This is a genomic window from Microbacterium sp. NPDC055442, assembly GCF_053644215.1.
Genome location: NZ_JBSHLF010000003.1, coordinates 181,161 through 204,610, shown reverse-complemented (window position 1 = coordinate 204,610; position 23,450 = coordinate 181,161). Strand labels below are relative to the sequence as shown.

The following is a 23,450-nucleotide window of genomic DNA, read 5'->3' as shown; positions in this document are numbered from 1 at the left end:
CCGAAAGGGGGCTTTTCCATTTCTTCGCCCGGTGTCCCTACATCCACTTCTGTCGTTTGAAGATGAGATACAGCACCAGCGCGAACGCGACCATGCCGCCGATGGCGAGCGGGTAGCCGAAGGTCCAGTGCAGCTCGGGCATGCTGTCGAAGTTCATGCCGTAGACCGCGCCGATCAGCGTCGGTGCGAAGAGGATCGCGGCCCAGCCGGAGATCTTCTTCATGTCCTCGTTCTGTCGCTGTGCGACGAGGGTGCCGTTGACGGTGAGGATCTGCGAGAGCGATTCGCGGAGCTCGCCGACGTGCGCGTCCGCGCGGCTGAGATGGTCTGCGACATCCTGCAGATAGGTCTTCAGTGGTTCGGGGATGCCGTAGTGGTCGAAGCCCCTCTGCAGCGCGGCGAGGACTTCGACGAGTCCGGACGTCGCCTGCTGAAGGTCGATGACCTCCTCGCTCAACCGGTAGATGCGTTCGGTGACGGAGGCGTCTCCGCTGAAGACCTGGCGCTCGATCTGGGCCTTGTCGATGGCGAGACCGCGCAGCACGGGGGTGTAGCCGTCGACGATGGCGTCGAGCAGACGATAGACGACGGCCTCCGGGCCGTGGTGCAGCAGGTGCTCGTCGTCGAGAAGCGCGTGGCCGCCATGCTCAGCGGTTCCCGAGGCGCCGTCGGCATCGAGCCCGTCGATCCAGCGGCCGTCCTGGCAGAACACGGCGACCGCCTTCGGCCGGAGGAGGATGTGGAACTCGGCGAAGTCGACATCCTCCGTCGCGTCGATGTACCACGCTGATCGGACGACGAGGAACAGCGCATCATCGTGCCGCTCGATCTTCGGCCGTTGTCCCGCCTGAAGGAGGTCCTCGACGAGCAGCGGATGGAGCCGCCAGCTGGTCGCGAGCTCCGCGATGTCTTCGGCTGTCGGCTTCGGGTACAGCAGGAGTGCCGTCCGATTCGCGTGCCCGTCGATGTACTCCTGCGCGTCTGCGACGCTCGTGTCGCTCGGGGCCCGCACGAGGTGCCCGTCATCGACATAGCGGGTATGGCGCGTCGTGCTCAGGCCATGCGCGGGCGAAGTGGCGGGGGCTCGGTGTCGGAAGACGCCGGGACGGCGGTGATGCGCTTCATCTTGCCGTGGTTGCACCATTCCTGGCCCCTTCCCTCCTCCCGAGTATGTCGCACGCGGCATCGACCACCCTGGCGGGCGCCGGTCAGACGCCGTCCAGGGTCGGGGGGAGGACGAAGAGGATCTCTTCGGCGTCGCGGTCGAGGGCGGGCGCGCGCGTGATCGTGCGCGAGACCTCGGTGAAGCCGTTGCGCTCCAGCACGGCGACAGCGCCGGCGTTGTGCGCAGCGACGCGGGCGAACAGCGGACGCAGCGGTTCGCGTGAGACGAGGATGCGCAGCGCTTCGGATGCCACCCCTCTTCCCCACGCGTGACGCGCGGTCCAGAAGGTGACCTCGCGCTCGCCGTCGACGGTGAAGGCCGCCACCGTGCCGGCGAAGCCGCCGTTCTCGGTCACGACGGCCAAGAGCACATCGTCGGCGGCGCGTTCGCGAGCGATCCACGCGTCGAACGCGCCGCGGTCCTCCGGGTCCTCCGCGGTGAAGGCCGCGAGGGCGGCACCCTCGGGGTCGCTCATCATCGTGAAGACGGCGTCGAGGTCGTCGTCGTCGAGATCACGCAGCTCGATGTGGTTCACGGCCCCACCGTATCCAGCGTCGCGCCTTACGAGAACCCGTGCAGCTCTCGCACGAGCGATTCGGCGAGAACGCTGTCGCGCGCGGCGATCGCCTCTCGCAGCCTCTCGTACGACGCCGTGCGCTCGACGGGGCATGCGATGAACGGATGCCACGCCGCGAGGTTTCGCCGGATGACCGTCTCCGCCTCGCGCAGCACGGTGAGGAAGACGACGTTCCCGGTGGCCGTGACGACGAACTGGAAGAAAGCCGTCGTGGCGTGCATGACGCCCGCGTGATCGTCGGCCCGCGACGCCGACACGACGTCGCCCACCAGACCGACGGCGCTCGCGAGCGCGTCGTCATCGATCCGGCCGAGCGCGATCCGCAGGCAGTTTCCGAGCATATAGGCGACGAACTCGTCGGTGTCCCCGAGGAACTCCGGATCGGGCACGGAGACGCGTGTGTAGCGGTTCGGTGCGATCTCGACGAGACCGATGCGCTCGAGGCGTTGCAGCGCTTCGCGCACGGGGGTCCGCGAGACACCGAGGCTCCCGGCGAGCTCCTGATCGCGCAACCGTTGACCCGGTCGGAGGGTGCCGTCGAGGATCGCCTCGCTGAGGGTCGCGTAGACCTCATCGCCGAGCACCGTTGCGCGCGGGCGGAGCGGAAGCAGAGGGGTGGCCATCACTGCGCCAAGTGTACGTCCGGTGCGCGGGGAGGGCGCCGCTTCTGCAGCGCCGGTAAATCGGTAGAGTGTGGATGTCGCGCTTCGGCGTGACGTATCCGGGGGGATCCGTCGACGCCCGGGCTTTGAGCTCCGCTCGGCCCGGGCGTCCGATGGCGTCTGCAACATTTGTGTCACGCTAATCCCGCGTGTCGCCGCTCTTCGTTAGCGTGTCAATCGACCCGCGCAGGTCGCGCGAGCACGCAAGGAACGGCATTTCATGAGCACGCAAGGTACTGTCAAGTGGTTCAACTCGGAGAAGGGCTTCGGCTTCATCGCTCCCGACGAGGGCGGCGCTGACGTCTTCGCGCACTACACCGCCATCGAGTCGAGCGGCTACCGTTCGCTCGAGGAGAACCAGCGCGTCGAGTTCGAGATCGCGCAGGGCCCCAAGGGCCTGCAGGCGGAGAACATCCGCCCCGTCTGACTCGCGGATGCGCGGCGCGGCGATGTCGCGCCGCGCATCCTCAGACGATGTTCACGTGCTGCGGTCTCCGCGCACGAGTTCCAGGCCTGCTCCTGCGAACTGGCGCAGTGTCGCGTCGGGGAGGAAGGCGCGGGTCAGGCCCGCGCCGATGCGGGTGAGGTCGCTCTCGTCACGGAACAGCAGGTGCATCGTCTCGTAGCGCGGGTGGAACTTCTCCTTGAACCGGTGCAGCGAGCGAAAACCGTACACCGGCTCGAGTGCCTCAGCGAGACGTTCGGACAGCACGGCGATGGCGCCGGCATCCGGCGGATAGTCGTGAGCGAGCGGCGCTCCCGACAGTGACATGATCTCGGCGCCCTCTTCGGAGAAGAGCTTCGCCGACGCGCCGATCAAGAATTCCATGACGGGACCGAAGCCGCCCTCACGGCGTCGCATGAGGTCGAGCGTCCAGCCGCGCACGCGCCCGTCATCCCCGTATACGGGCAGCCACGAGAGGAACCCGTCGACGTCGCCCTGCGGGGACATCGCGAGCGCGACGCGCACTTCGGGATCCTCGGCCTCGGTGAGGGTTCCGAGCGTGAAGCCCATCTCGGGAAGTCCCTTGTCGCCGACCCACATCTCCGAGATCGCGCGGAGCTGCTGGCGGATGCCCCACGGCTCGTCGACGAGTCGCGTCATCCGGAAGGTGATCTCCTCGCGCTCGGCGCGGTTCAGCGCGCCGCGCACGGCGGCCCAGGCCTTGCCCGTGAACGCGAGACCGGGAAGATCGACGATCGTGTCGTCGGCGACGACGAGGCTGCGCCATCCCTCGGGCACGGCGTCGCGCGTCGCGTCGCTCGCGCTGAAGAAGCAGGGCGCGAGGCCCGCCGCTTCCGCCGCGGCGATGAACTCGCGGACGCTCTCGGGTCGGGATGCCACCGGGCCGAGCGGATCCGCGAGGGCGAGGGCGACGCCGGCGCGGCGCTGGTACGCCACGATTCCGCGCGACGTTCGGGCGTAGGTGTTGCCGTCCCACGTCGTCATCCAGGAGAGGGTCCCCCCGCCGTGTGTGCGGAGCATCTCCTTCACGTCGTCGACGTCGGGCGCCGGTGCCTGTCCGATCCGCGACGTGCGGCGGGAGCGGAAGGCACCGCGCACGGAGATCAGATAGACGAGCAGAAGCAGCCAGAGGATGCCGCTTGCGAGGGCCAGTTCGGTCTCGGCGTCGATGAGGCCTTCGATGTGTGCCTGCGTCGTGATGATGATCGCGACGAGCACGAGGGCGCCGACGAGGATGTTGAACGTCGCCAGAACGAGACTGAGGATCCACGCCCAGCGGCGGCCCTTGCGCAGGAAGTGGGCGATGACGCCGATCACCACGACGTCGATCGCGACGTCGATGAACCCGCCCGACGCGGGTTCCGTGCCGCCGAAGGGCCCGTTCGTGGGCACGAGCAGCGTGATGATCTCGATCGTGCCGAGCACGATGACCGCGATGAAGGCGACGAGCCGCTGCTCGCGCACGGTCTGCCGCTGCAGGCGCAGCGAGCGGTCGGCGAACAGCACGAGAAGAACCGCGAGAGTGTGCTCGAGGTCGGCCAGATTTCCCCAGAACAGCATCGCGACGAAGATGAACGACAGCAGCACGAGCCACCCCCGTACGCGCCACGGCGGTGCGAACAGGCCGATCGCCGCCGCGATGCACGCCATCGTGCCCCCGGATGCACCGACGTCGGTCAGCGCAGCCTCGGTCTGCGCCCATTCCCACTGTGCGAAGGAGAAGAGCCACAGCAGCAGCGCCGAGGCGAAGATGGCGAAGAGCTGACCGACCCAGAAGTACGCGAGCGCGACGACGGACCCGCGCTTGTACTCCAGGTACGCCATGCCCCAGAAGCCGCCGATCGTGAAGAGGTACACCCAGGGCTGATTGACGAAGAACGTGCCCGTCAGCGGCGTCCACCACAGCCCGTCGCTGAAGGCCGGCAGGCCATAGCCGACGCGCTCGAACAGGGCCGTGTCTTCGAACGGCGACCACAGGCCCGCGAAGACCACGCCGACCGCGAGGATCAGCCCGATGAGCGTCAGCGTCGCCGGAATGCGCCGGACGAACGTGAGGACGAGCGTCAGCGGAGTCGTTCTCGTAGCGGCATCCATGCCTTCACGATAGCGAGCGGGGCGCGGACGCCTCGGCGAGCCGATCGTGATCGGCGAGGGCCTTGGCGTCTTCGGCGTCGCGCATCGCGCGGCGCGCGGCGTCGAGCGCTGCGACCGGGTCGGCGGACTGTCGCGCGTTCGCGAGTTCGGCCTGTGCCGACAGCAGTCGTGTGCGGGCCTCCGCCCCGGCGCGGGCGCGCGTGACGGATGCTTCCGCTGCGACGAGCGCGGCGCGCGCGGCCGCGAGCGTCCCGGGCAGGGCGGTGCGGGCGCCGCGCAGCCGCTGCTGCGCCGTCCAGGCGTCGCCGAGGGCGAGGTCGAGCCGACCGCGCAGGCGCGCGATGGCGTCGACCGAACGGGTGGGGTGACGCGCGGCATCCGTCTCGAGGTCCGACAGCGCTGCGTCGATGGCGCGCAGTTCGGCTCCGAGCCGCGCGGCGGCGTCGGGGTCGAGGCGCACCCGCGTCGTCAGCGCACCGCGTACGGCGTTGCGGGCCGACTCGAATTCGCCGGGCAGGGCGAGCGCCGCCTGGTGCACGAGCCGGTGCGATTCTTCGAGGCTGCGCGCGTCCGTCTCGGCTGCGCGCAGCCGGCGCTCGGCGGCGGCCAGATCGGCCAGGGCCGAACGGGTGGGGTCCTGCGCGTCCGCGGCGGCCCGGGCGAGCAGGTGCTCCACCTCGTCAGCGCCCTCGGTCGCCGCTCGGGCGGAGCGGGCCGCCGCCGCCCACTCGCCCTCGGCGAAACGGGCCGACAGGTCCGCGACGAGGGCATCGGGGTCACCCATCGTGGTGCGCAGCTCGCGCAGGCGTGCCCGCGCCGCCTCGACCTGGGTCTCGGCCGACACGTGCGCCTTCGTCCAGGCGGCGTGGTCGGCGCGAGCCGCCTCGACGCCCGCGAGAGCCGCCGTCGCACGGCGCTCGATCCGTGTCGCGGCCCGGCGCATCTCGTCGGGGGCGACCGTGTCGCCGGTGAGCGCGCGGTACTCCTCGAACGATGCGTCGCGCACGTGCTGCGCAGTCATGCGCGCTCGCCGCAGTGAGGCCGGCGCGCCTCCGCCGTACAGCGCGCCCGACAGGCCCACCTCGAGATCGAGCTCGTCGACGGCATCGTCGAGCCGGACCAGCACCGCGCCCGCCCGTCCGCGCACCTGTTCGGCGGCAGCGCGGGCTCGCGGCGACCGCTGCGCGCGCCGCAGGGCCCACGCGGCGGCGACGACGCCGAGCGCCGCGGCCCCGAACACGACGAGGGCGGGGATGATCCAGCCCAGCGGCTCAGTCATCGGCGGAGTCGACCAGAAGCAGGGCGCGCAGTGCCGCGACATCGTGGACGACCTCTGCCGCGCCGTCGGCCTCGTGCGGCCAGCTGAAGCCCCAGCGCACGAAGATGACCGGCACGTCGTGGTCGGCTGCGCCCTCGATGTCGTGGTGCCGATCGCCGATGAGCACGGGACGGCTCGTGTCGACGCCGAGCTCTCGCAGGCGCCGCAGGGCTTCGCCCACGACGTCCGACTTCGTCGCGAGCGTGCGCTCATCGGGCGTCGCGCCGACGAGGGTGCGCACGTGCGAGGCGAGGCCGAAGTGCTCCATGAGCGCGATGACCTGGATCTCGGGCTTGGATGACGCGGTGGCCTGCGGGACGCCGATCGCTGCGAGGTCGGCGATCAGCTCGGCCATGCCGGGGATGAGCGTGGCGCCCGAGGTGTAGCCCTCGCGGTGCGCCAGCTCCCGGTAGAACTCGACGGCCTCTGCGGCTTCGGCGGGGCTCATGCCGACGTTGTCCTGGAACGAGTCGAACTGCGGCGGACCGATCCAATGCGCGAGCTCGTCGCGCGTCGGGGGTGTGCGACCGAAGTGCTCGAGCGTGATCGTGAGCCGGCGCAGGATGCCCTCGGACGCGTCCACGATGGTTCCGTCGACGTCCCACAGGACGCAACTCCACGGTGGTCGGCTCGGCATACGAACCACCCTAGGTGTCAGAACAACCGGGGTGCGCCGGACTCGATGCCCTTCATGCCCTCGTAGTCCAGCGTGACGCAGCGGATGCCGCGGTCGGTGGCGAGCACGCGGGCCTGCGGCTTGATCTCCTGCGCCGCGAAGACGCCCGACACGGGGGCGAGGTGCGGGTCGCGTCCGAGCAGCTCGAGGTAGCGCGTCAGCTGTTCGACCCCGTCGATGTCGCCGCGGCGCTTGACCTCGACCGCGATCGTGCCGCCGGCGGGATCGCGCAGCAGAAGATCGACGGGGCCGATCGCGGTGGGGAACTCGCGCCGCACGAGCGACACGCCGTCGCCGATGACATCGACCTGTTCGGCGAGCAGGCGCTGCAGGTCTGCTTCGACGCCGTCCTTCTGCAGTCCCGGATCGATACCGAGTTCGTGCGACGAGTCGTGCACGATCTCGTAGATGCGCACGAGCAGCGAGTCACCCGACTTGGCGTGCGTGACGCGCCAGTGCTCGAGCACGCCCGCGCTCGCCGAATCCTCGTCGGGGATCTCGACCGTCAGGGCGCACGGCGGCGACATCCAGTTGAGCGGCTTGTACGAGCCGCCGTCCGAGTGCACGAGCAGCGAGCCGTCGCCCTTGTGCACGAGCAGGCGCGTCGCGAGGGGCAGGTGCGCGTTGAGTCGACCGGTGTAATCCACGGAGCAGCGGGCAATGACAAGACGCACCCGACGAGCCTAATGCCGCTGCCGGCGGGGTTCGTCAGATGCCGATCCCGTCGAACAGTCCGAGTTCGACGGCGGCGCTGCGGGCGACGAGAAAGCCGAGGATCCCGATGACCCACGCCGTCGCGCTCGCCGCGGGGGCGGCCGAGGTCTGACCCCGCGGGCACCGGCGGCCGCCGCCGCGCCGACCCGGGGGATGCGCCGTCAGTGCCCGGCGCCGACCCGCGACCCGGCGATGGGCTTGGCGGCACCCGAGGCGAGGCCCGACAGAACGATGAGTCCGACGAGGATCCACAGGGTCGGCAGCAGGCCGACCTGATGACTGATCCAGCCGAGCACGGGCGGCCCGCAGAGGAAGGCCACGTAGCCGATCGTCGCGGCCGCGCTCACCGACGCCGCCGCTCTGGTGGGGTCGTCGGCCGCCGCAGACATGCCGAGGGGGAAGCCGAGCGACGCACCGATGCCCCACAGCGCGACGCCGACGAGGGCGAGCGGCAGGTTCGGGGCGAGGATGAACAGGGTGAGCCCGCCGGCCGCGGCGATGGCGAGGATGCGCAGCGTCCAGACCCGCCCGAAGCGGTCGACGAGCGGACCGCCCACGGCGCGCACGACCGTCATCGCGACCGAGAAAACTGTGAGGGCGATCGCGCCCTGCGCCTCGGTGCCGGCGTGCCCGTCGACGACGGCGAGGGGCAGCCAGTCGTTGGCGCCGCCCTCGGCGAAGGCCATGCCGAGCATGATGAGTCCGATGAAGTAGATGCGCGGCTCGCGCCAGACGGCCAGGGCCGCAGTGAGCCGTTCGCGGCGCGACCCGCGCGCGTCGTCGGCGCCGACGACCTCGCCGCGCGTGCGCCGCGGGACGAATCGCACGGCGACGGCGGCCGTGGCGACGACGATCGCCCCGAGGCTCCACAGGTGCGCGGCGACACCGACCCCCCACGCGGTCATGCCGACGCCGATGCCGGCTCCAGCGACCGTGCCGAGACTGAACAGCGCGTGGAACAGCGGCATCATGGTGCGCCCGAGCCCCTGCTCGTTGGCGGCGCCCTCGACGTTCATCATGATGTCGGTGGCGGCCATGCCGAAGCCCATCACCGCGAGCCCGACCGCCGTGACGGAGTAGGAGGGCACGACGTCGACCCCCACTCCCACGATGGCCAGGCCCACCCCGAAGGTCACGAGACCGGCGAGCAGGCCGCGGCGCGCGCCCCACTGCGCCAGCACGAGGTTGGCGAGCGAGAGTCCGACGAGCGACGCGGCGCCCAGGACGAACAGCAGGATGCCGACCTGGAAGTCGTTGATCGCCAGCCCTGTCTTGACCGACGGGATGCGCGATGCCCACGTGGCGAACCCGAGCCCCGTCGCGAAGAAGATCGCGAAGATCGCGTTGCGCCAGTTGACCAGTTCGCGGCGGGCGGGCGTCATCTTCATCGGAATACTGTATCGAATCGTTTCGACGCGAGGGGGCGTCAGGCTACGATCGGTCGGACATGAGCACGCGTCGCCCGACCATCGCCGACGTCGCGCGCGAGGCAGGCGTCTCGCCGTCGACGGCCTCGGTCGTGTTCAGCGGCAAGACCCCCGTCTCGGACGCCACCCGCCGACGCGTGCTCGATGCGGCAGAGCGACTCGGGTACACGGGACCCGACCCGCGGGCGGCCTCGCTGCGCACGGGGCGCTCGGGCATCGTCGGCGTCGTCTTCGAAGAGCATCTGGGCACGGCGTTCCTCGATCCGGTCAAGACCCTCACGATGGACGGCCTGGCCGACGGCGTGGCGGGGCTCGGCGCGGGCCTGCTGCTGCTGCGAGATCACGCCGATCCCGCTGCCGTCGGACCGTCGCTCACGACGGCGCCGATCGACGCGGCCGTCCTGATCGGCTGCAGCGGGCTGCTGCGGGAATCCCTCGACGTCGTCCGCTCCCGCGGCATCCCGGTCGTCGTGATCGAGGGCGATGCCGGCGCGGGGGTGCCGCGCATCGGGCTCGACGATCGCGAGGCGCAGCGCCACGCCGCGAGCCACGTGCGCGGCCTCGGCCACACCGACGTCCGGATCGTCACGCTCCCCGTCCGACCCGGGTGGACCGGCGGCTGGATCGCGCCCGACATCCGCATCGTGATCGAGGTGACGCGGGACCGTCTCGCCGGCGCGCGCGACGTGTTCCCGGATGCCGCCGCCTACTCGGCAGCAGCGAGCTCGATCGACGAGGGGCTCGTGGCCGGGCGGGCGATCTTCGCCGACGCGCGGCCGACCGCCGTCATCGCGCAGAGCGATCTTCTCGCGGCGGGCATCATCCGTGCCGCTGAGGAAGCGGGGCTGCGCGTGCCGGAGGACGTCAGCGTGACGGGCTTCGACGGGATCGTGGTCGACGGGCTCGCGCCCTACGTGCTCACGACGCTCGTTCAGCCGGCGACCGAGAAGGGGCGCAGCGCCGGACGCGCCGTCGCCGCTCTGCTCGAGGGCCGCGAGGCGGCATCCCTGCGCTTCACCTGCGTGTTCCGCGAAGGGAACACGACCGCGATCGCGCGGGCCTGAATCGCACAATGCGGTTCGGGGACGAATCTCGCGCCGTTAGACTTGACCGACACTTCGATCGCCCCAGCCGCCCGCGGGAACACCCCGCCCGACGACTCTGAGGAGGGCCGCCCTTGCTGCTCATCCTCGGCGCGTTCGCGATCGTCCCGATTCTGCTGCCGTGGCTCGTGCACCGCATCGGTCCCCGCGCGTTCTTCGCTGCGGCGCTGTTGCCGACCGGCGCGTTCGTCCACGCGGCGCTGCAGGCGCCGACAGTGCTCGCCGGAGGAATTCCGTTCGAGGCATACGACTGGATCCCGTCGCTCGGGATCGTCCTGTCGCTGCGGATGGACGCCCTCTCGTGGGTCATGACGCTCATCGTGACGGGCGTCGGCGCGCTCGTGATGTTCTACTGCCGGTGGTACTTCGCGGGCAAGAGCGAGGGCCTCGGCCAGTTCTGCGCCGTCCTGCTCGCGTTCGCCGGAGCGATGTACGGGCTCGTGCTCACGGACGATCTCGTCGTGCTCGTGATGTTCTGGGAGCTCACGAGCGTGCTGTCCTACCTGCTGATCGGCTACTACAACAGGCGCGGTGCGAGCCGTCGAGCCGCCCTGCAGGCGCTGCTGGTGACGACGCTCGGCGGGCTGGTCATGCTGATCGGCGTCGTGCTGCTGGTCGTCCACGCCGGGACCTCGAGCATCTCTCTGATCCTCGCCGAGGCGCCCACCGGCGCCCTCGTGAACACGGCGCTCGTGCTGATCCTCGTCGGCGCGCTGAGCAAGTCCGCGATCTTCCCGTTCCACTTCTGGCTGCCCGGCGCCATGGCCGCCCCGACGCCGGTCAGCGCCTACCTGCACGCGGCGGCGATGGTGAAGGCGGGCATCTACCTCATCGCCCTGTTCGCGCCGATCTTCGCGATGGCTCCGACGTGGCGCCCGATCGTCATCAGTCTGGGCGTGTTCACGATGCTGCTCGGCGGCATCCAGGCGCTGCGCGAGACAGACCTCAAGCGCATCCTCGCGTTCGGCACGGTGAGTCAGCTGGGACTGCTGACGCTCGTGCTCGGCTACGGCACGCGGGATGCGGCGCTGGCAGGCCTCGCTCTGCTCATCAGCCACGCCCTGTTCAAGTCGTCGCTGTTCCTCATCGTCGGCGTGATCGATCGACAGCTGTCGACGCGCGACATCCGCGAACTGAGCGGTGTCGGCCGCCAGGCGCCCGCGCTCGCGACCGCCGCGATCGTCGCGGTCGCGTCGATGGTCGGCATGGTTCCCACGATCGGCTTCGTCTCGAAAGAGGGCGCGCTCGCGGGCCTGCTCTACGAGGCGACGGCGGGAGAGGCGTGGGGCATCGTCGCCCTCGTGGGCATGTCACTGGGCTCCGCCGTCACCGCCGCCTACGGCATCCGCTTCATCTGGGGCGCGTTCTGGACGAAGAAGGAGCCCGTGTCCGTTCCGGCGGACGCCGATGCTCCGCGCGGGGCCTCGCGGAGCGCACGCCGCTCCGACGCCGTCGCGATGCCGCGTACGGAGTGGCCCCATCCGCCGGTCGGCTTCGTGCTCGCTCCAGCTCTCCTTGCCGCGCTGACGCTCGTCACCGGCCTGGCGGCACCGTTCCTCGACCTCGCCCTGTCGGGCTACGCCGATCTGGCGCCACGGGCGACACCGGGGATCACACCGCCCGCGGACGTCGCGCACCTCGCCCTGTGGCACGGCTTCGAACCGGCGCTGTGGATCTCGATCGGCACGCTCGTGTTCGGGTTCCTGCTGTTCTGGGTCACCAAGCGCGGATGGACGCGACGGGTGCTGCCCTTCACGGCGGCCGACGTCTACAACGGCGTGCTGCGCGGTGTCGCACGACTGTCTGTGCTGACGACGAGCCTGACCCAGCGGGGATCCCTTCCCGTGTACGTCGGCACGATCTTCGTCGTGCTCATCGCCGCCGAGACGACGGCGCTCGTCATGGGCGGGGACTGGGTCATCAGCATCGACGGGTGGCACACGCCGATGCAGCTCGTCGTCGCGCCCCTCATGATCATCGCCGGCATCATCGCGGTGCGCGCCCGCAAGCGGTACACGGGCGTCGTTCTCGTCTCGGTCACCGGCTTCGGCATGGTCCTGCTGTTCGGCACGAGCGGTGCTCCCGATCTCGCCCTGACCCAGATCCTCGTCGAGACGGTGACCCTCATCGCCTTCGCCCTCGTGCTGCGACGCATCCCCTCGCGCATGGGCGAGCACAACGCCTCGGTGCAGCCGGTGATCCGTGCGGTCCTGGCCATCGCGGTCGGTCTCACGATGGCCGCGGTCGCACTCATCGCGACCGGCGCGCGCGACTACCTGCCCATCTCGACCGAGTTCCCCGACCTCGCGTACGACATCGGTCACGGTCAGAACGTCGTCAACGTCGCCCTCGTCGATCTGCGCGGGTGGGACACGATGGGCGAACTGTCGGTGCTCATCCTCGCCGCGACCGGTGTGGCATCCCTCGTCTTCGTGACGCACCGCGCCGACACGCTCTCGCTCGTGACGGCGCTGCCCGCGTTCTCGAATCGCACACGCCGCCCGCTCGTCGAGACGGACGAGGGCGTTCGTCCGCGCACGGCGGCGACGTCGGGCCGGCGCCAGGCGTGGCTCGTCGGCGGGCAGCGAGTCAAGCCCGAGGACCGGTCGATGATGCTCGAGGTCATCGTGAGGATCCTCTTCCACACGATCATCATCGTGTCGCTGTACCTGCTGTTCGCCGGTCACAACCTTCCGGGCGGCGGGTTCGCCGGTGGGCTCGTGGCGGGCATGGCGCTCGTCATGCGATACGTCGCCGGCGGGCGCTACGAACTGGGCGCCGCGGCGCCCACCGACGCCGGGCGACTGCTCGGCATCGGGATGACGCTCGCCGTGGGGTGCGCCATCGTGCCGCTGTTCTTCGGTCAGGCGCCCCTGACGAGCACCATCTTCGAAGCCGACGTGGTGCTGTTCGGCCACATCGAGTTCGTCACGTCGACGCTCTTCGACGTCGGGGTCTATCTCGTCGTGATCGGACTCGTACTCGACGTGCTGCGCAGCCTCGGCGCCGAGGTCGACCGCCAGCTGCAGGCCCTTCGACCGGCTCAGGGACCGGGTGGACCGGGTGGACCGGCTCAGGGACCGCGCGCGCAGGGGGTGAACGCCTGATGGGCAACTCCGGTGGCTATGACGTGAGCCTCGTGCTCATCGTCATCATGGCGGCGCTGTTCGCGTGCGGCGTGTACGCGATGCTCGAGCGCAGCCTGACGCGCGTGCTCATCGGATTCCTGCTGCTGGGGAACGCGGCGAACCTGCTGCTTCTCATCGTGATGGGAAGGCCCGGCGCCGCACCGTTTTACGGTGCCGCCGATTCGGCCGACGAGATGTCGGACCCGCTGCCGCAGGCCCTCACGCTGACCGCCATCGTCATCACGTTCGCCGTCTCGGCCTTCCTCCTCGCCCTCATCTACCGGTCGTGGCAGCTCGGCCAGGCCGACACGGTGCAAGACGACGAGGCCGACGTCGAGGTGCGCGAACGCAGCGCCGCTGCCGAGGACGTGCTCGACGACGAGACCGAGATCGAGGACGAAGACGACGACGTGACCACCGACTTCATCGGCACCGATACGGCGCCCATCACGGTGCTCGGCAGTCGCGATGTGCCGGGGCTGAACGACGACGCCCCGCTCAACCGGCCGGGCCGTCGCCCGACGGGAGGTGACGGCGAATGAGCGCCCTCGTCCCCCTCCTGGTGACGCTGCCCCTGCTCGGGGCGGCCGTCGCGCTCATCGCCGGTCGTCATCGCAAGACGCAGGTCGTCGTGTCGATCGTGACGTTCACGCTCGTCTTCGCCATCGCCGCGGTGCTGTTGGTCACCGTCGACCTGACCGACCAGCCGATCGCCGTGTCGGTGGGCGGCTGGCCGATCCCGTTCGGGATCGTGCTCTACGTCGACACGCTCGCCGCCCTGCTCGTGGCCATCTCGAGCCTCGTCCTGCTGGCGGTCCTGCTCTTCTCGGTCGGTCAGGGCGCCGCCGACAACGACGACGACACTCCCGTCTCGATCTTCCACCCGTCGTACCTGATCCTCGGCGCCGGCATCTTCAACGCCTTCATCGCCGGGGACCTGTTCAACCTCTACGTCGGCTTCGAGATCCTGCTCGTCGCGTCGTACGTGCTCATCACGCTCGGCTCGACCGAGTCGCGGATCCGCACGGGCGTCGTCTACATCGTCGTCTCGCTCGTCTCGTCGATCCTCTTCCTCGCCGCGATCGCGATGATCTACGGCGCCCTCGGCACCGTGAACATGGTGCAGATCGCCGAGCGGATGGGGGAGCTCCCACAGGAGACGCAGCTCGTGCTGCACCTGCTGCTGCTCGTGGCGTTCAGCATCAAGGCCGCCGTCTTCCCGCTGTCGTTCTGGCTGCCCGACTCGTATCCGACCGCCCCCGCACCGGTGACGGCCGTCTTCGCGGGTCTGCTCACGAAAGTGGGCGTCTACGCGCTCATCCGCACGGAGACGCTGCTGTTCCGCGACAACGACGTCAATGTGCTGCTGCTGATCGTGGCGCTGCTCACGATGATCATCGGCGTCCTGGGTGCGCTCGCGCAGGCCGAGCTGAAACGCATCCTGTCGTTCACGCTCGTGAGCCATATCGGCTACATGATCTTCGGCCTCGCGATAGCGACGCCACTGGCGATCGGCGCGACGATCTACTACATCGTCCACCACATCGTCGTGCAGACGACCCTGTTCCTCGCGGTCGGACTCATCGAACGCCGGGCGGGGAGCACGTCGATCCTGCGCGTCAAGGGGCTCATGCGCGCGGCACCCGTCATCGCAGTGCTGTACTTCATCCCCGCCGTCAACCTGGGCGGTCTGCCGCCGTTCTCGGGCTTCATCGGCAAGTTCGCCCTCTTCGACGCCGCCGCGCAGGTGGGCACACCCCTCATGATGATGCTGATCGTGAGCGGCGTCGTGACGAGCCTGCTCACGCTCTACGCCCTCATGCGTGCGTGGAACCTCGCCTTCTGGCGCGAAGACGACGAGTTCGCCGAAGCCGAGGTCGAAGCCCGGGTGTCCTACCTCGGCGGTGCGCCGGCCGCGAAGCTGCAGACCGAGCGCCGCGTCATCCCGCGGATCATGACGACGGCAACGGCCGGCATGGTCGCCGTCACGGTCGCGCTGACGGTGTTCGCCGGACCGCTGTACGCGCTGTGCGCCCGCGCGGGAGAGCAGCTGATGGGCACCGTGACGATCGTCGAGCTGAGCGAGGAGGCGCAGCAGTGAGCCCCGACTCCCGTCCCGCCTCCGTGCTCTTCCAGCTCTGGCGCCAACTGCCCTTCTTCATCTGGCTCATCGCCCTGTGGATGCTGCTGTGGGGCCAGTTCACGTGGGTCTCGTTCGTCACCGGGCTCGTGGCGGCGATCGTCGTCACGCGGGCATTCCGCCTGCCGCCGGTCGAGCTGTCCGGACGCATCAACCTCTGGTACGGCCTCGTCTTCGTCGTGTCGTTCGTGATCGCCGTCGTCGCCGGCTCGCTCATCGTCGCGTGGCAGGTGATCGACCCGCGCCGCCAGCCGGGGGCCGCGATCATCGCGGTGCCGATGGTCGTCGACGACGACCTCATCATGACGCACACGGCCGTCACGTGCTCGCTCATTCCGGGGTCGCTCATCATCGACGCCGACCGCGATCGCGGCATCCTCTATCTGCACGTCATCGGGGTCCGCAGCGCCGCCGACGTCGAGAAGCAGCGTCAGGACGTGTACGCCTGGGAGCGCCGCATCGTCAAGGCCGTGGGATCCCGTGCGCAGGTCGAGAAGATCCGGGATGCCGCCCGCCCGACCCCGATCGGAGGCACCGTATGACCGCCCTCCTCATCCTCATCTACGTCATCTTCGCCGTGTCGGCCCTGCTGACGCTGTGGCGCGTCATCGTCGGACCGTCGATCCTCGACCGAGCCGTCGCATCCGACGTGCTCATGACCCTCGTCATGTGCATGCTCGGCGCGGACATGGCGATCAACCAGCACACGCGCACACTTCCCGTGCTGCTCATCATCGCCGCCGTGGGCGTGTTCGGCTCCATCGCGATCGCGCGGTTCGTCGCGAGAAGGGATGGACAGAGCTCATGACCGGCGACCAGTGGCTCGACATCGCGGTGTTCGTGCTGATCCTCATCGGTGCGCTGCTGTGCCTCACCGCGGCGATCGGCATCCTGCGGTTCCGCGATGTGCCCACGCGACTGCACGCCGCGACCAAGCCGCAGGTGCTCGGCCTCATCCTCATCTGCCTCGCGATCGCCCTGTCGCTGCGCTCGTGGCCCGTCGTGGCCTTCCTCGCGCCGATCGTGCTGATCCAGCTCGCGACGGCGCCGCTGTCGGCGCACATGGTCGCGCGCCAGGCCTACCGCAACGGCACGATCGCGCAGCGCTCGCTGTACACCGACGAGCTCGCCGAGTCGCGGCAGACGCCGCCGGCCGCGGGAGGCTGACCGGCGGCATCCGTCACGCGGCAGGTGTCAGCGTGAGGGTGTGCGTCGCTGCGGCGTCGACGGCATCGGGGCTGAAGGCCCACGGCGTCAGGGCGACCTGCTGCCAGGCCGCGGTCTGATCGACGTAGTTCGGGTGGAACGCGTGTCCGCTCGCGCCGGTGAGGTGGTTCCACCGCGAGGCGTCGAAGTCGTCGAGGTCGATCACCATGCGCATCGAGGGCACCGTCACGGTCGCGAAGTCGACGCCGAGATCCCAGCCCGTCGCATTGACGACCGACGCGCCGCCGCCCACGGGGTAGGGCCCGCGGTTGAACAGCATCTCGATCGGCGCGATGCCCGACGAGCCGAACGTCTCGCTGCGCAGCGGGAGCGCGTGCAGGGCTCCCCAGTTCCAGCGTGACGGGTTGTCGGTCTGCAGTTCGACCAGGCGCTCGTACGCGTCCTCGGCCGTGCGCGTGAGCATCGCCGTACGGGTCGAGACGTCGAGGGCGTCGTTCTGCCACCACTCGGACTGCGGATCCCGCAGGATCTCGTCGACGAGAAGGAACAGCCGGCCCTGACCGGCGACGGGAAGGTCGTCGTCGCGCCCGCGCACGAACAGGTTCTGCACGAGTTCGTCCCACAGCACGTTCGCGTAGGCGGCGGCCGCCGAGTCGGCGTCGTTCTGGGCGTCCCACGAGCGCATCAGCTCGAGGGCGGCATCGGGTCCCTGACGGCCCGTCGACAGGTCGTGGAACGCGGCGGCGAGACGCTTGCCCATGAAGAACTCGTTGTCGGCCTGGATGCTGCGCATGTCTTCGAGCGTCAGCTCGCTCTCGGCCGATTTGCGCTCGATGAGGTGTGTGATGCGGGCCGCACGCCAGCCGTAGTCCCAGTCGCGCGTGAGGAAGTACTCGTAGTCGTCGTCGACGACGGCGTTGTTGGCCGTCACGATGTAGCCCTCGGGCGGATTGAAGACGACGGGCAGGTCCTCGAACGGGATGTAACCCTGCCAGTCGTAGGCCGAGTCCCACCCCGGCTGCGGGAGCCAGCCGTCACCCGCGCCGCGGATGGGCAGGCGGCCGGGCGTCTGGTAGCCGATGTTGCCGTCGACGTCGGCGTAGACGAGGTTCTGGGCCGGCACGTCGAAGAGCGATGCCGCGCGGCGGAACTGCTCGAAGTCCTGGGCGAGGTTGAGCTCGAAGATCGCCGTCGCCGTCGTGCCCGGGCTCAGCGCGGTCCACTCCAGCGAGACGGCGTACTCGCCGTCGGGTGCATCCGTCGGTGCCGCGCCGTCGCCGACACGGGGGTCGGTGGCGATGCCGGTGAAGTCGTCGGTCAGGCCCGACACGATCGGTCCGTGCCCCGTAGAGCGGATGACGAGCTCGACGTCGTCGCCGCCGGCGACCTCGATGGTCTCGGTGCGCTCCTCGAGGGGCAGGAGCTCGCCGTCGCGCCAGTACTGATCGCCCTCGATCTTCTCGATGAACAGGTCGGCGACGTCGGTCGTGAGGTTCGTGAAGCCCCACGCGATGCGATCGTTGTGCCCGATGATGACCCCCGGCACGCCGGAGAAGCCGAAGCCCGCGACGTCGAACGGGCAGTCGACGGTGACCGTGTCGCAGCGCAGTGCGATCTGGTGCCACACGCTCGGCAGCGCGGCACCGAGGTGGGGGTCGTTGGCCAGCAGCGGCATGCCGCTCTCGGTGAGTTCGCCGGAGACGACCCACGAGTTCGAGCCGATTCCCTCGCCCGTGTCGCCGACGAGCGCAGCGACGGCCTCGACGACGCCGTCCCCTTCGGTCCACTGCACCGATGCCGTCGCGATCGCGACCTCGTCGTCGGCATCGGCGGTCGGCGCCGGAACCTCGGAGATCGTGGGCACGATCACGGGATTGCGGTCGAACGGATAGCCGGGGTAGAGCTCGACCAGCTGCTCTTCGTCGAGCTCGGTCGCCAGGAGCGCGCGTGTCGTCTCGTCCTCGAGGTTCGAGCGGAGGTCCCAGGCCATGGCCTTGAGCCACGCGACCGAGTCGGCCGGGGTCCACGGCTCGATCTCGTAGTCGGGGTTCTGCAGTCCGAGCACGGCGTACTCGAACGACGCGTCGGCGCCGTCGTTGTCGGCGAGGTAGGCGTTGACGCCCTCGGCATAGGCGTCGTAATAGCTGCGCGTGGTCTCATCGAGCGCGTCGACCTCTTGCTCGGCGATCGCGCGCCAGCCGAGGGTGCGCAGGAATCTGTCGGTGCCCAGCTGCGACTCGCCGAACAGCTCGGCGACGCGTCCGCTCGTGACGTGCCGGCGGAAGTCCATCTCCCAGAAGCGGTCCTGCGCGTGCACGTAGCCCTGCGCGAAGAGCAGGTCGTCGGTGCTCGAGGCGGTGATGACGGGGATACCCAGGTCATCGCGCTGCACCGTGACGTCGGCGGCGATGCCGGGCACCTCGATGACACCGTCGCGCTGGGGGAACGAGCGCTGGATCGTCCACACGAGCGCTCCCGCCGCGATGAGGGCGATGATCGTCACGCCGGCGATGACGCCGAAGACGCTCCTGCCGACGATGCGACCGACGGATCGACGTCGCTTCGCGGGCTCGGGCACGCCGTCGTCGGAAACGACGGGGTCACTGACGGTACTCGTCATCGAAGGCTCTCCACGGCTCGGGCAGCAGGTACGCCGTGTCATCCACGACGAGCCTCGGTGCCACCTTTCGGGTCGGTGTCACCGTCGAGAATCGTAACCCCACCGACGCGAGGCGTCGAATAATCCGGATGAATTGTGCAAAGTGGTGCTCAGCGCACCCGACCCTGTGATTCCTCCGGAGTTATCGACGCCGTCTCGGTGTCAGTCCGTGCCGAAGTCGAACGCGGCGCCCTCCGACACCGCGTCGGTCGCGTCGGCGAGCTCTTCGCTCGCGGCGTCGTGCTCTTCGACGTGCTCGGTGATCTCGCCCGCTTCACCGGCGTGCACGCGGCCCACCAGGGCGCCGGTCGCGCCGCCGATGAGGCCCATGCCGGCGTACTGCTCGAGCCGCGAGCGCGAGTCGGCGATGTCGAGGTTGCGCATCGTGAGCTGGCCGATGCGGTCGGTCGGGCCGAACGCCGCGTCGCCGACGCGCTCCATCGAGAGCTTCTCGGGTCCGTACGACATCATCGGGGCGGTCGTGTCGAGGATCGTCCAGTCGTCGCCGCGGCGCAGGCGCAGCGTCACGGTGCCCGTGATGGTCGACCCGACCCACTTCTGGATCGACTCGCGCAGCATGAGCGACTGCGGCTCGAGCCAGCGGCCCTCGTACATGAGGCGGCCGAGTCGGCGACCCTGCTCGTGGTACGTCGCGAGGGTGTCCTCGTTGAGGATGCTGTTGACCAGGCGCTCGTAGGCGATGAACAGCAGCGCCATGCCCGGGGCCTCGTAGATGCCGCGCGACTTCGCCTCGATGACGCGGTTCTCGATCTGGTCGCTCATGCCGAGGCCGTGGCGGCCGCCGATGCGGTTCGCCTCGAGCACGAGTTCGACGGGGTCGGAGTAGGTCGCGCCGTTGAGTGCGACAGGGCGCCCCTGCTCGAAGGTGACCGTGACGTCTTCCGTCTCGATCTCGACGGCGGGGTCCCAGTAGCGCACGCCCATGATGGGCTCGACGGTCTCGAGCGACACGTCGAGGTGCTCGAGGGTCTTCGCCTCGTGCGTCGCACCCCAGATGTTGGCGTCGGTCGAGTACGCCTTCTCGGCGGAGTCACGGTACGGGAACCCGTGCTCGACGAGCCATTCGCTCATCTCCTGCCGGCCGCCGAGCTCGGTCACGAAGTCGGCGTCGAGCCATGGCTTGTAGATGCGCAGCGCGGGGTTGGCGAGCAGGCCGTAGCGGTAGAAGCGCTCGATGTCGTTGCCCTTGTAGGTCGACCCGTCGCCCCAGATGTCGACGCCGTCCTCTTTCATGGCGCGCACGAGCAGCGTCCCGGTCACGGCGCGACCGAGCGGCGTCGTGTTGAAGTAGGTCTTGCCGCCCGAGCGGATGTGGAACGCGCCGCACGCGAGGGCGACGAAGCCCTCTTCGACGAGTGCGGTCTTGCAGTCGACGATCCGCGCGATCTCGGCGCCGTACTCGAGCGCCCGGCCGGGGATCGCCTCGATGTCGTCTTCGTCGGGCTGGCCGAGGTCACCCGTGTAGGTGCAGGGGACGGCGCCCTTGTCGCGCATCCACGCGACGGCGACGGACGTGTCGAGCCCTCCTGAGAAGGCGATGCCGACGCGCTCGCCGACGGGCAGGGACTGAAGGACCTTCGACATGTCTCTGATTCTAGTGAGCAACCAGGATCCCGCCGTGTCGTGGGCAGGTTCGTTCGTCTGCGGCAGAGTAGGGGCCATGAGCACCAGAGTGAACGTCGACAACTTCGTGCGCGCAGAGACCGCACGCATGTTCCATGACATCCAACGCGATGCCGGTGGTGTCAACATGTTCCGCCACAACCGCGAGCCGGCGCCCATCGACCAGCAGACCGTCGTGCGGCTCAATCGCGACACGCTCTACAGCTTCGCCGTCGTGGACCTGGCAGGCGGCGCAGCGCTGGAGATTCCGGATGCCGCGGGTCGCTACCTGTCGGTCATGGTGCTCGATGAGGGGCACTTCGTGCGGGCCGCGCTGCACGACGCCGGCACATATGACCTCGCCGCCATCGCCCCGAACGCCGAGTACGTGCTCGTCGCGGTGCGCGCGCTCGTCGACCCCCTCGATCCCGATGACGTCGCCGCCGTCGCCGCGCTGCAGGACGAGATCTCGCTGTCGGCGGGCTCGTCGCGTCCGTTCACGCTGCCGGACTACGACACCGCCTCGTTCACCGCGACGCGCGGCGCGCTGCTGCAGCTGGCGGCGGGGCTCCAGGGCTTCGACCGCATGTTCGGCACCGAGGACGAGGTCGACGCCGTCCGCCACCTGATCGGTGCGGCCGCCGGCTGGGGCGGGCTGCCCACGAGCGAAGCGTCCTACATCGGCGTCGACCCGCAGCGCCCCGTCGGTCGCTACGACCTCGTGCTGCGGGACGTCCCGGTCGATGCGTTCTGGTCGGTGTCCGTCTACAACGCCGCGGGCTACTTCGAGCCCAATCCGGAGGGCAAGTACACCGTCAACTCCGTCACGGGCGTGCCCGACGAAGACGGAGCGATCACCGTACGATTCACGCCTCCCGGCGAGGCGGAGGAGCCCAACAGCATCCCCCTGCCCGACGGATGGAACTTCCTGGTGCGCCTCTATCGCCCCCGCGAAGCGTTCGTCGACGGCAGCTGGACGCTCCCGGAACTCGTGGCTCGCTGATCGAGGTCACCGAGCCGGTGCCGTTCCTCGATCCGGCGGCGATCAGCCGAGGGTGACGCCCGTGATCGTCACGGTCGTGGCCGGCGCTCCATCCGGCGCCCCGTCGGCCGTGCCCGCTGCCGCGACGGCCTGCACGACCTCGAGTCCCTCGGGGGAGAGCTCGCCGAAGACCGTGTACGACGGCGGCAGAGCCGTGTCCTCGTAGACGAGGAAGAACTGCGAGCCGTTCGTGTCGGGCCCCGCATTGGCCATGGCGATCGTGCCGGCGGGATAGGTCTCGCTGCCGTCGAGCTCGTCGGCGTAGCTGTAGCCGGGGCCGCCGCGTCCGGTGCCGGAGGGGTCTCCGCACTGCAGCACGAAGATGCCCGTCGTCGTGAGGCGGTGGCACGACGAGTCGTCGTAGTAGCCCTGCTCCGCGAGCGAGACGAAGCTTCCGACGGTGCACGGCGTGCGATCCGCGTCGAGCGTGAGCGGGATGTCGCCCGCCGAGGTCTGCAGGGTGGCGTCGACGATGCCCGCGACAGCGGGTTCGGCATTCGGCGCCGTCACGTCGCGTACGGCGCCGGAGTTCTCGACGTACTCGCAGCCCTGCGCCTCGGCGGGGGCGGGCGCGGAGGGTTCGGTCGTCGCGCCGGGCGAAGCCGGAGTCGAGCAGCCGGCGAGCAGCGCGAGCGTGAGGGCGAGGAGGGGGACAGCGATGAGACGTTTACGCACGCGTCCAGCGTAGGGGGACGGGGCCGCGGCCGCGTGCGATCACGAGACGGCCGCGCGTGGTCCCGCCTCTCGGGAGCGTGCGCGCCGCCGCCCGATCCACACGACGCCGAGCCCGACGATCATGATTCCGATCGCGATGCCGATGATGTAGAGCGTCACACCGACGTAGCCGTTCTCGAAATTGTGCGGATCGAGGAACGGATAGGGGTACCACCACGGGTCGCCCGTCGCGGGCGCCGTGATGAGAGGCCCGCGAACGAGGGTGTAGATGACCCAGACGACCGGGAAAGCGGCAACGGCCCACACGGTGCTCCATGCGAGTGCACGCCGCTTCGGCGCCAGGAAGAGGTCCAGCAGCAGCACGATCGGGATGACGACGTGGAGCACCTCGTTCGACCACGCGACCGTCACGCCCTGGTCGAGGGCGACCCCACGCAGGAGCGTGTTGTAGACGATGCCGGTGATCACCATGTAGGTCGTGGCGCACGCGAGCAGGACCGCGAACCAGCGCGGTTCCGCGGCGGCGGCGCGTCCCCTCCCCAACGCCCACATGCCGCCGATCGCGAGTGCGATCGCCGCGATGAGGTTCGATTCGATCGTGAAGTAGCTCAGGAAGTTCGCGACGACGGTCGGGACATCCCCCGCGTGACCCGACGTCGTCTCGTTCGCCCGCGCGACGGTGCGAGTCAGCTGTGCGACGATCGCCGCGACGCCGAGCGCGGCGGCGAGGATCCGCACGAGCGACCACGACAGAACCCAGGCGGAGGAGCGGAGCATCCGCTCAACATAGCGGGGCCGTGTCCCGTGCCGTCGA

The 23,450-nt window shown here is 69.6% G+C and carries 21 protein-coding genes; 9 read left to right on the top strand and 12 right to left on the bottom strand.

The genetic code is table 11. The annotated features are described in order from the left end of the window. Positions 1 to 37 precede the first annotated feature (37 nt). From ACWIBS_RS08210 to ACWIBS_RS08200, 3 genes are all read right to left on the bottom strand, one after another. Positions 38 to 1,012: a magnesium and cobalt transport protein CorA gene (locus tag ACWIBS_RS08210; protein WP_376129339.1), complete on the bottom strand. Its 975-nt coding sequence runs from the start codon at positions 1,010 to 1,012 to the stop codon at positions 38 to 40. Between the two features lie 196 nt (positions 1,013 to 1,208). Further along, entirely contained in the window at positions 1,209 to 1,700 is a 492-nt protein-coding gene (locus ACWIBS_RS08205) for a GNAT family N-acetyltransferase (RefSeq protein WP_376129337.1), read from the bottom strand. Positions 1,701 to 1,726: 26 nt separating this feature from the next. Continuing rightward, a complete protein-coding gene (locus ACWIBS_RS08200; RefSeq protein WP_376129368.1) occupies positions 1,727 to 2,365 on the bottom strand; it encodes a GntR family transcriptional regulator in 639 nt (212 codons plus the stop codon). 259 nt (positions 2,366 to 2,624) lie between these two features. Here ACWIBS_RS08200 and ACWIBS_RS08195 point away from each other — a divergent pair, with 259 nt between their 5' ends. Further along, positions 2,625 to 2,831, top strand: coding sequence for a cold-shock protein (locus ACWIBS_RS08195; RefSeq protein WP_376129336.1), 207 nt, complete (start codon positions 2,625 to 2,627; stop codon positions 2,829 to 2,831). Between the two features lie 51 nt (positions 2,832 to 2,882). On the opposite strand, the gene ACWIBS_RS08190 is transcribed toward ACWIBS_RS08195, so the two are convergent. The 5 genes from ACWIBS_RS08190 to ACWIBS_RS08170 form a co-directional block, all read right to left on the bottom strand. Further along, the gene (locus ACWIBS_RS08190) at positions 2,883 to 4,964 is read right to left on the bottom strand and encodes a bifunctional lysylphosphatidylglycerol flippase/synthetase MprF (RefSeq protein ID WP_376129335.1); all 2,082 of its coding nucleotides are present in this window, start codon (positions 4,962 to 4,964) and stop codon (positions 2,883 to 2,885) included. A 4-nt stretch (positions 4,965 to 4,968) separates the two neighbouring features. Then, complete coding sequence (locus ACWIBS_RS08185; RefSeq protein ID WP_376129334.1) at positions 4,969 to 6,243, bottom strand: hypothetical protein; 1,275 nt, start codon at positions 6,241 to 6,243, stop codon at positions 4,969 to 4,971. Then, positions 6,236 to 6,919 (bottom strand): HAD hydrolase-like protein, encoded by a 684-nt coding sequence (locus ACWIBS_RS08180; protein ID WP_376129332.1) that lies wholly within the window; start codon positions 6,917 to 6,919, stop codon positions 6,236 to 6,238. Before ACWIBS_RS08180 ends, ACWIBS_RS08185 begins: the two co-directional genes overlap by 8 nt. A gap of 17 nt (positions 6,920 to 6,936) precedes the next feature. After that, positions 6,937 to 7,632, bottom strand: a complete 696-nt coding sequence (gene nucS / locus ACWIBS_RS08175; RefSeq protein WP_376129331.1) for an endonuclease NucS — start codon at positions 7,630 to 7,632, stop codon at positions 6,937 to 6,939. Between the two features lie 201 nt (positions 7,633 to 7,833). Beyond that, positions 7,834 to 9,060, bottom strand: coding sequence for an MFS transporter (locus ACWIBS_RS08170; RefSeq protein WP_376129329.1), 1,227 nt, complete (start codon positions 9,058 to 9,060; stop codon positions 7,834 to 7,836). A gap of 59 nt (positions 9,061 to 9,119) precedes the next feature. On the opposite strand from ACWIBS_RS08170, the gene ACWIBS_RS08165 reads away from it, so the two are divergent. From ACWIBS_RS08165 to mnhG, 7 genes are all read left to right on the top strand, one after another. Beyond that, a complete protein-coding gene (locus tag ACWIBS_RS08165; protein WP_376129327.1) occupies positions 9,120 to 10,163 on the top strand; it encodes a LacI family DNA-binding transcriptional regulator in 1,044 nt (347 codons plus the stop codon). Positions 10,164 to 10,276: 113 nt separating this feature from the next. Beyond that, a complete protein-coding gene (locus ACWIBS_RS08160; protein ID WP_376129325.1) occupies positions 10,277 to 13,309 on the top strand; it encodes a Na+/H+ antiporter subunit A in 3,033 nt (1,010 codons plus the stop codon). Next, complete coding sequence (locus ACWIBS_RS08155) at positions 13,309 to 13,872, top strand: Na(+)/H(+) antiporter subunit C (RefSeq protein ID WP_376129323.1); 564 nt, start codon at positions 13,309 to 13,311, stop codon at positions 13,870 to 13,872. Before ACWIBS_RS08160 ends, ACWIBS_RS08155 begins: the two co-directional genes overlap by 1 nt. After that, positions 13,869 to 15,431: a Na+/H+ antiporter subunit D gene (locus ACWIBS_RS08150; RefSeq protein ID WP_376129322.1), complete on the top strand. Its 1,563-nt coding sequence runs from the start codon at positions 13,869 to 13,871 to the stop codon at positions 15,429 to 15,431. The genes ACWIBS_RS08155 and ACWIBS_RS08150 overlap by 4 nt, the downstream gene beginning before the upstream one ends. Next, positions 15,428 to 16,012 (top strand): Na+/H+ antiporter subunit E, encoded by a 585-nt coding sequence (locus tag ACWIBS_RS08145; protein ID WP_376129320.1) that lies wholly within the window; start codon positions 15,428 to 15,430, stop codon positions 16,010 to 16,012. Before ACWIBS_RS08150 ends, ACWIBS_RS08145 begins: the two co-directional genes overlap by 4 nt. Then, complete coding sequence (locus ACWIBS_RS08140) at positions 16,009 to 16,278, top strand: monovalent cation/H+ antiporter complex subunit F (protein ID WP_376129319.1); 270 nt, start codon at positions 16,009 to 16,011, stop codon at positions 16,276 to 16,278. The genes ACWIBS_RS08145 and ACWIBS_RS08140 overlap by 4 nt, the downstream gene beginning before the upstream one ends. After that, a complete protein-coding gene (mnhG, locus tag ACWIBS_RS08135) occupies positions 16,275 to 16,637 on the top strand; it encodes a monovalent cation/H(+) antiporter subunit G (protein WP_376129317.1) in 363 nt (120 codons plus the stop codon). The genes ACWIBS_RS08140 and mnhG overlap by 4 nt, the downstream gene beginning before the upstream one ends. Positions 16,638 to 16,650: 13 nt before the next feature. Here mnhG and ACWIBS_RS08130 read toward each other — a convergent pair whose 3' ends face one another. Together ACWIBS_RS08130 and argG are read right to left on the bottom strand one after the other, a co-directional pair. Continuing rightward, complete coding sequence (locus ACWIBS_RS08130) at positions 16,651 to 19,257, bottom strand: penicillin acylase family protein (RefSeq protein WP_376129315.1); 2,607 nt, start codon at positions 19,255 to 19,257, stop codon at positions 16,651 to 16,653. Positions 19,258 to 19,458: 201 nt separating this feature from the next. Then, complete coding sequence (argG, locus tag ACWIBS_RS08125) at positions 19,459 to 20,901, bottom strand: argininosuccinate synthase (protein WP_376129314.1); 1,443 nt, start codon at positions 20,899 to 20,901, stop codon at positions 19,459 to 19,461. A 76-nt stretch (positions 20,902 to 20,977) separates the two neighbouring features. Here argG and ACWIBS_RS08120 point away from each other — a divergent pair, with 76 nt between their 5' ends. After that, positions 20,978 to 21,922, top strand: coding sequence for a DUF1254 domain-containing protein (locus ACWIBS_RS08120; protein WP_376129312.1), 945 nt, complete (start codon positions 20,978 to 20,980; stop codon positions 21,920 to 21,922). A gap of 42 nt (positions 21,923 to 21,964) precedes the next feature. Here ACWIBS_RS08120 and ACWIBS_RS08115 read toward each other — a convergent pair whose 3' ends face one another. Further along, positions 21,965 to 22,636, bottom strand: a complete 672-nt coding sequence (locus ACWIBS_RS08115; RefSeq protein WP_376129310.1) for a peptidylprolyl isomerase — start codon at positions 22,634 to 22,636, stop codon at positions 21,965 to 21,967. A gap of 39 nt (positions 22,637 to 22,675) precedes the next feature. Then, a complete protein-coding gene (locus tag ACWIBS_RS08110; RefSeq protein ID WP_376129308.1) occupies positions 22,676 to 23,413 on the bottom strand; it encodes a Pr6Pr family membrane protein in 738 nt (245 codons plus the stop codon). Between the last annotated feature and the right edge of the window lie 37 nt (positions 23,414 to 23,450).

Coding starts and splice junctions, on each gene's coding strand:
- ACWIBS_RS08140 (WP_376129319.1), top strand. CDS start 16,009: ATGACCGCCCTCCTCATCCTCATCTACGTCATCTTCGCCGTGTCGGCC.
- ACWIBS_RS08170 (WP_376129329.1), bottom strand. CDS start 9,060: ATGAAGATGACGCCCGCCCGCCGCGAACTGGTCAACTGGCGCAACGCG.
- ACWIBS_RS08150 (WP_376129322.1), top strand. CDS start 13,869: ATGAGCGCCCTCGTCCCCCTCCTGGTGACGCTGCCCCTGCTCGGGGCG.
- ACWIBS_RS08120 (WP_376129312.1), top strand. CDS start 20,978: ATGAGCACCAGAGTGAACGTCGACAACTTCGTGCGCGCAGAGACCGCA.
- ACWIBS_RS08110 (WP_376129308.1), bottom strand. CDS start 23,413: ATGCTCCGCTCCTCCGCCTGGGTTCTGTCGTGGTCGCTCGTGCGGATC.
- ACWIBS_RS08195 (WP_376129336.1), top strand. CDS start 2,625: ATGAGCACGCAAGGTACTGTCAAGTGGTTCAACTCGGAGAAGGGCTTC.
- ACWIBS_RS08155 (WP_376129323.1), top strand. CDS start 13,309: ATGGGCAACTCCGGTGGCTATGACGTGAGCCTCGTGCTCATCGTCATC.
- ACWIBS_RS08200 (WP_376129368.1), bottom strand. CDS start 2,365: ATGGCCACCCCTCTGCTTCCGCTCCGCCCGCGCGCAACGGTGCTCGGC.
- ACWIBS_RS08180 (WP_376129332.1), bottom strand. CDS start 6,919: ATGCCGAGCCGACCACCGTGGAGTTGCGTCCTGTGGGACGTCGACGGA.
- ACWIBS_RS08165 (WP_376129327.1), top strand. CDS start 9,120: ATGAGCACGCGTCGCCCGACCATCGCCGACGTCGCGCGCGAGGCAGGC.
- argG (WP_376129314.1), bottom strand. CDS start 20,901: ATGTCGAAGGTCCTTCAGTCCCTGCCCGTCGGCGAGCGCGTCGGCATC.
- ACWIBS_RS08190 (WP_376129335.1), bottom strand. CDS start 4,964: ATGGATGCCGCTACGAGAACGACTCCGCTGACGCTCGTCCTCACGTTC.
- ACWIBS_RS08130 (WP_376129315.1), bottom strand. CDS start 19,257: ATGACGAGTACCGTCAGTGACCCCGTCGTTTCCGACGACGGCGTGCCC.
- ACWIBS_RS08185 (WP_376129334.1), bottom strand. CDS start 6,243: ATGACTGAGCCGCTGGGCTGGATCATCCCCGCCCTCGTCGTGTTCGGG.
- mnhG (WP_376129317.1), top strand. CDS start 16,275: ATGACCGGCGACCAGTGGCTCGACATCGCGGTGTTCGTGCTGATCCTC.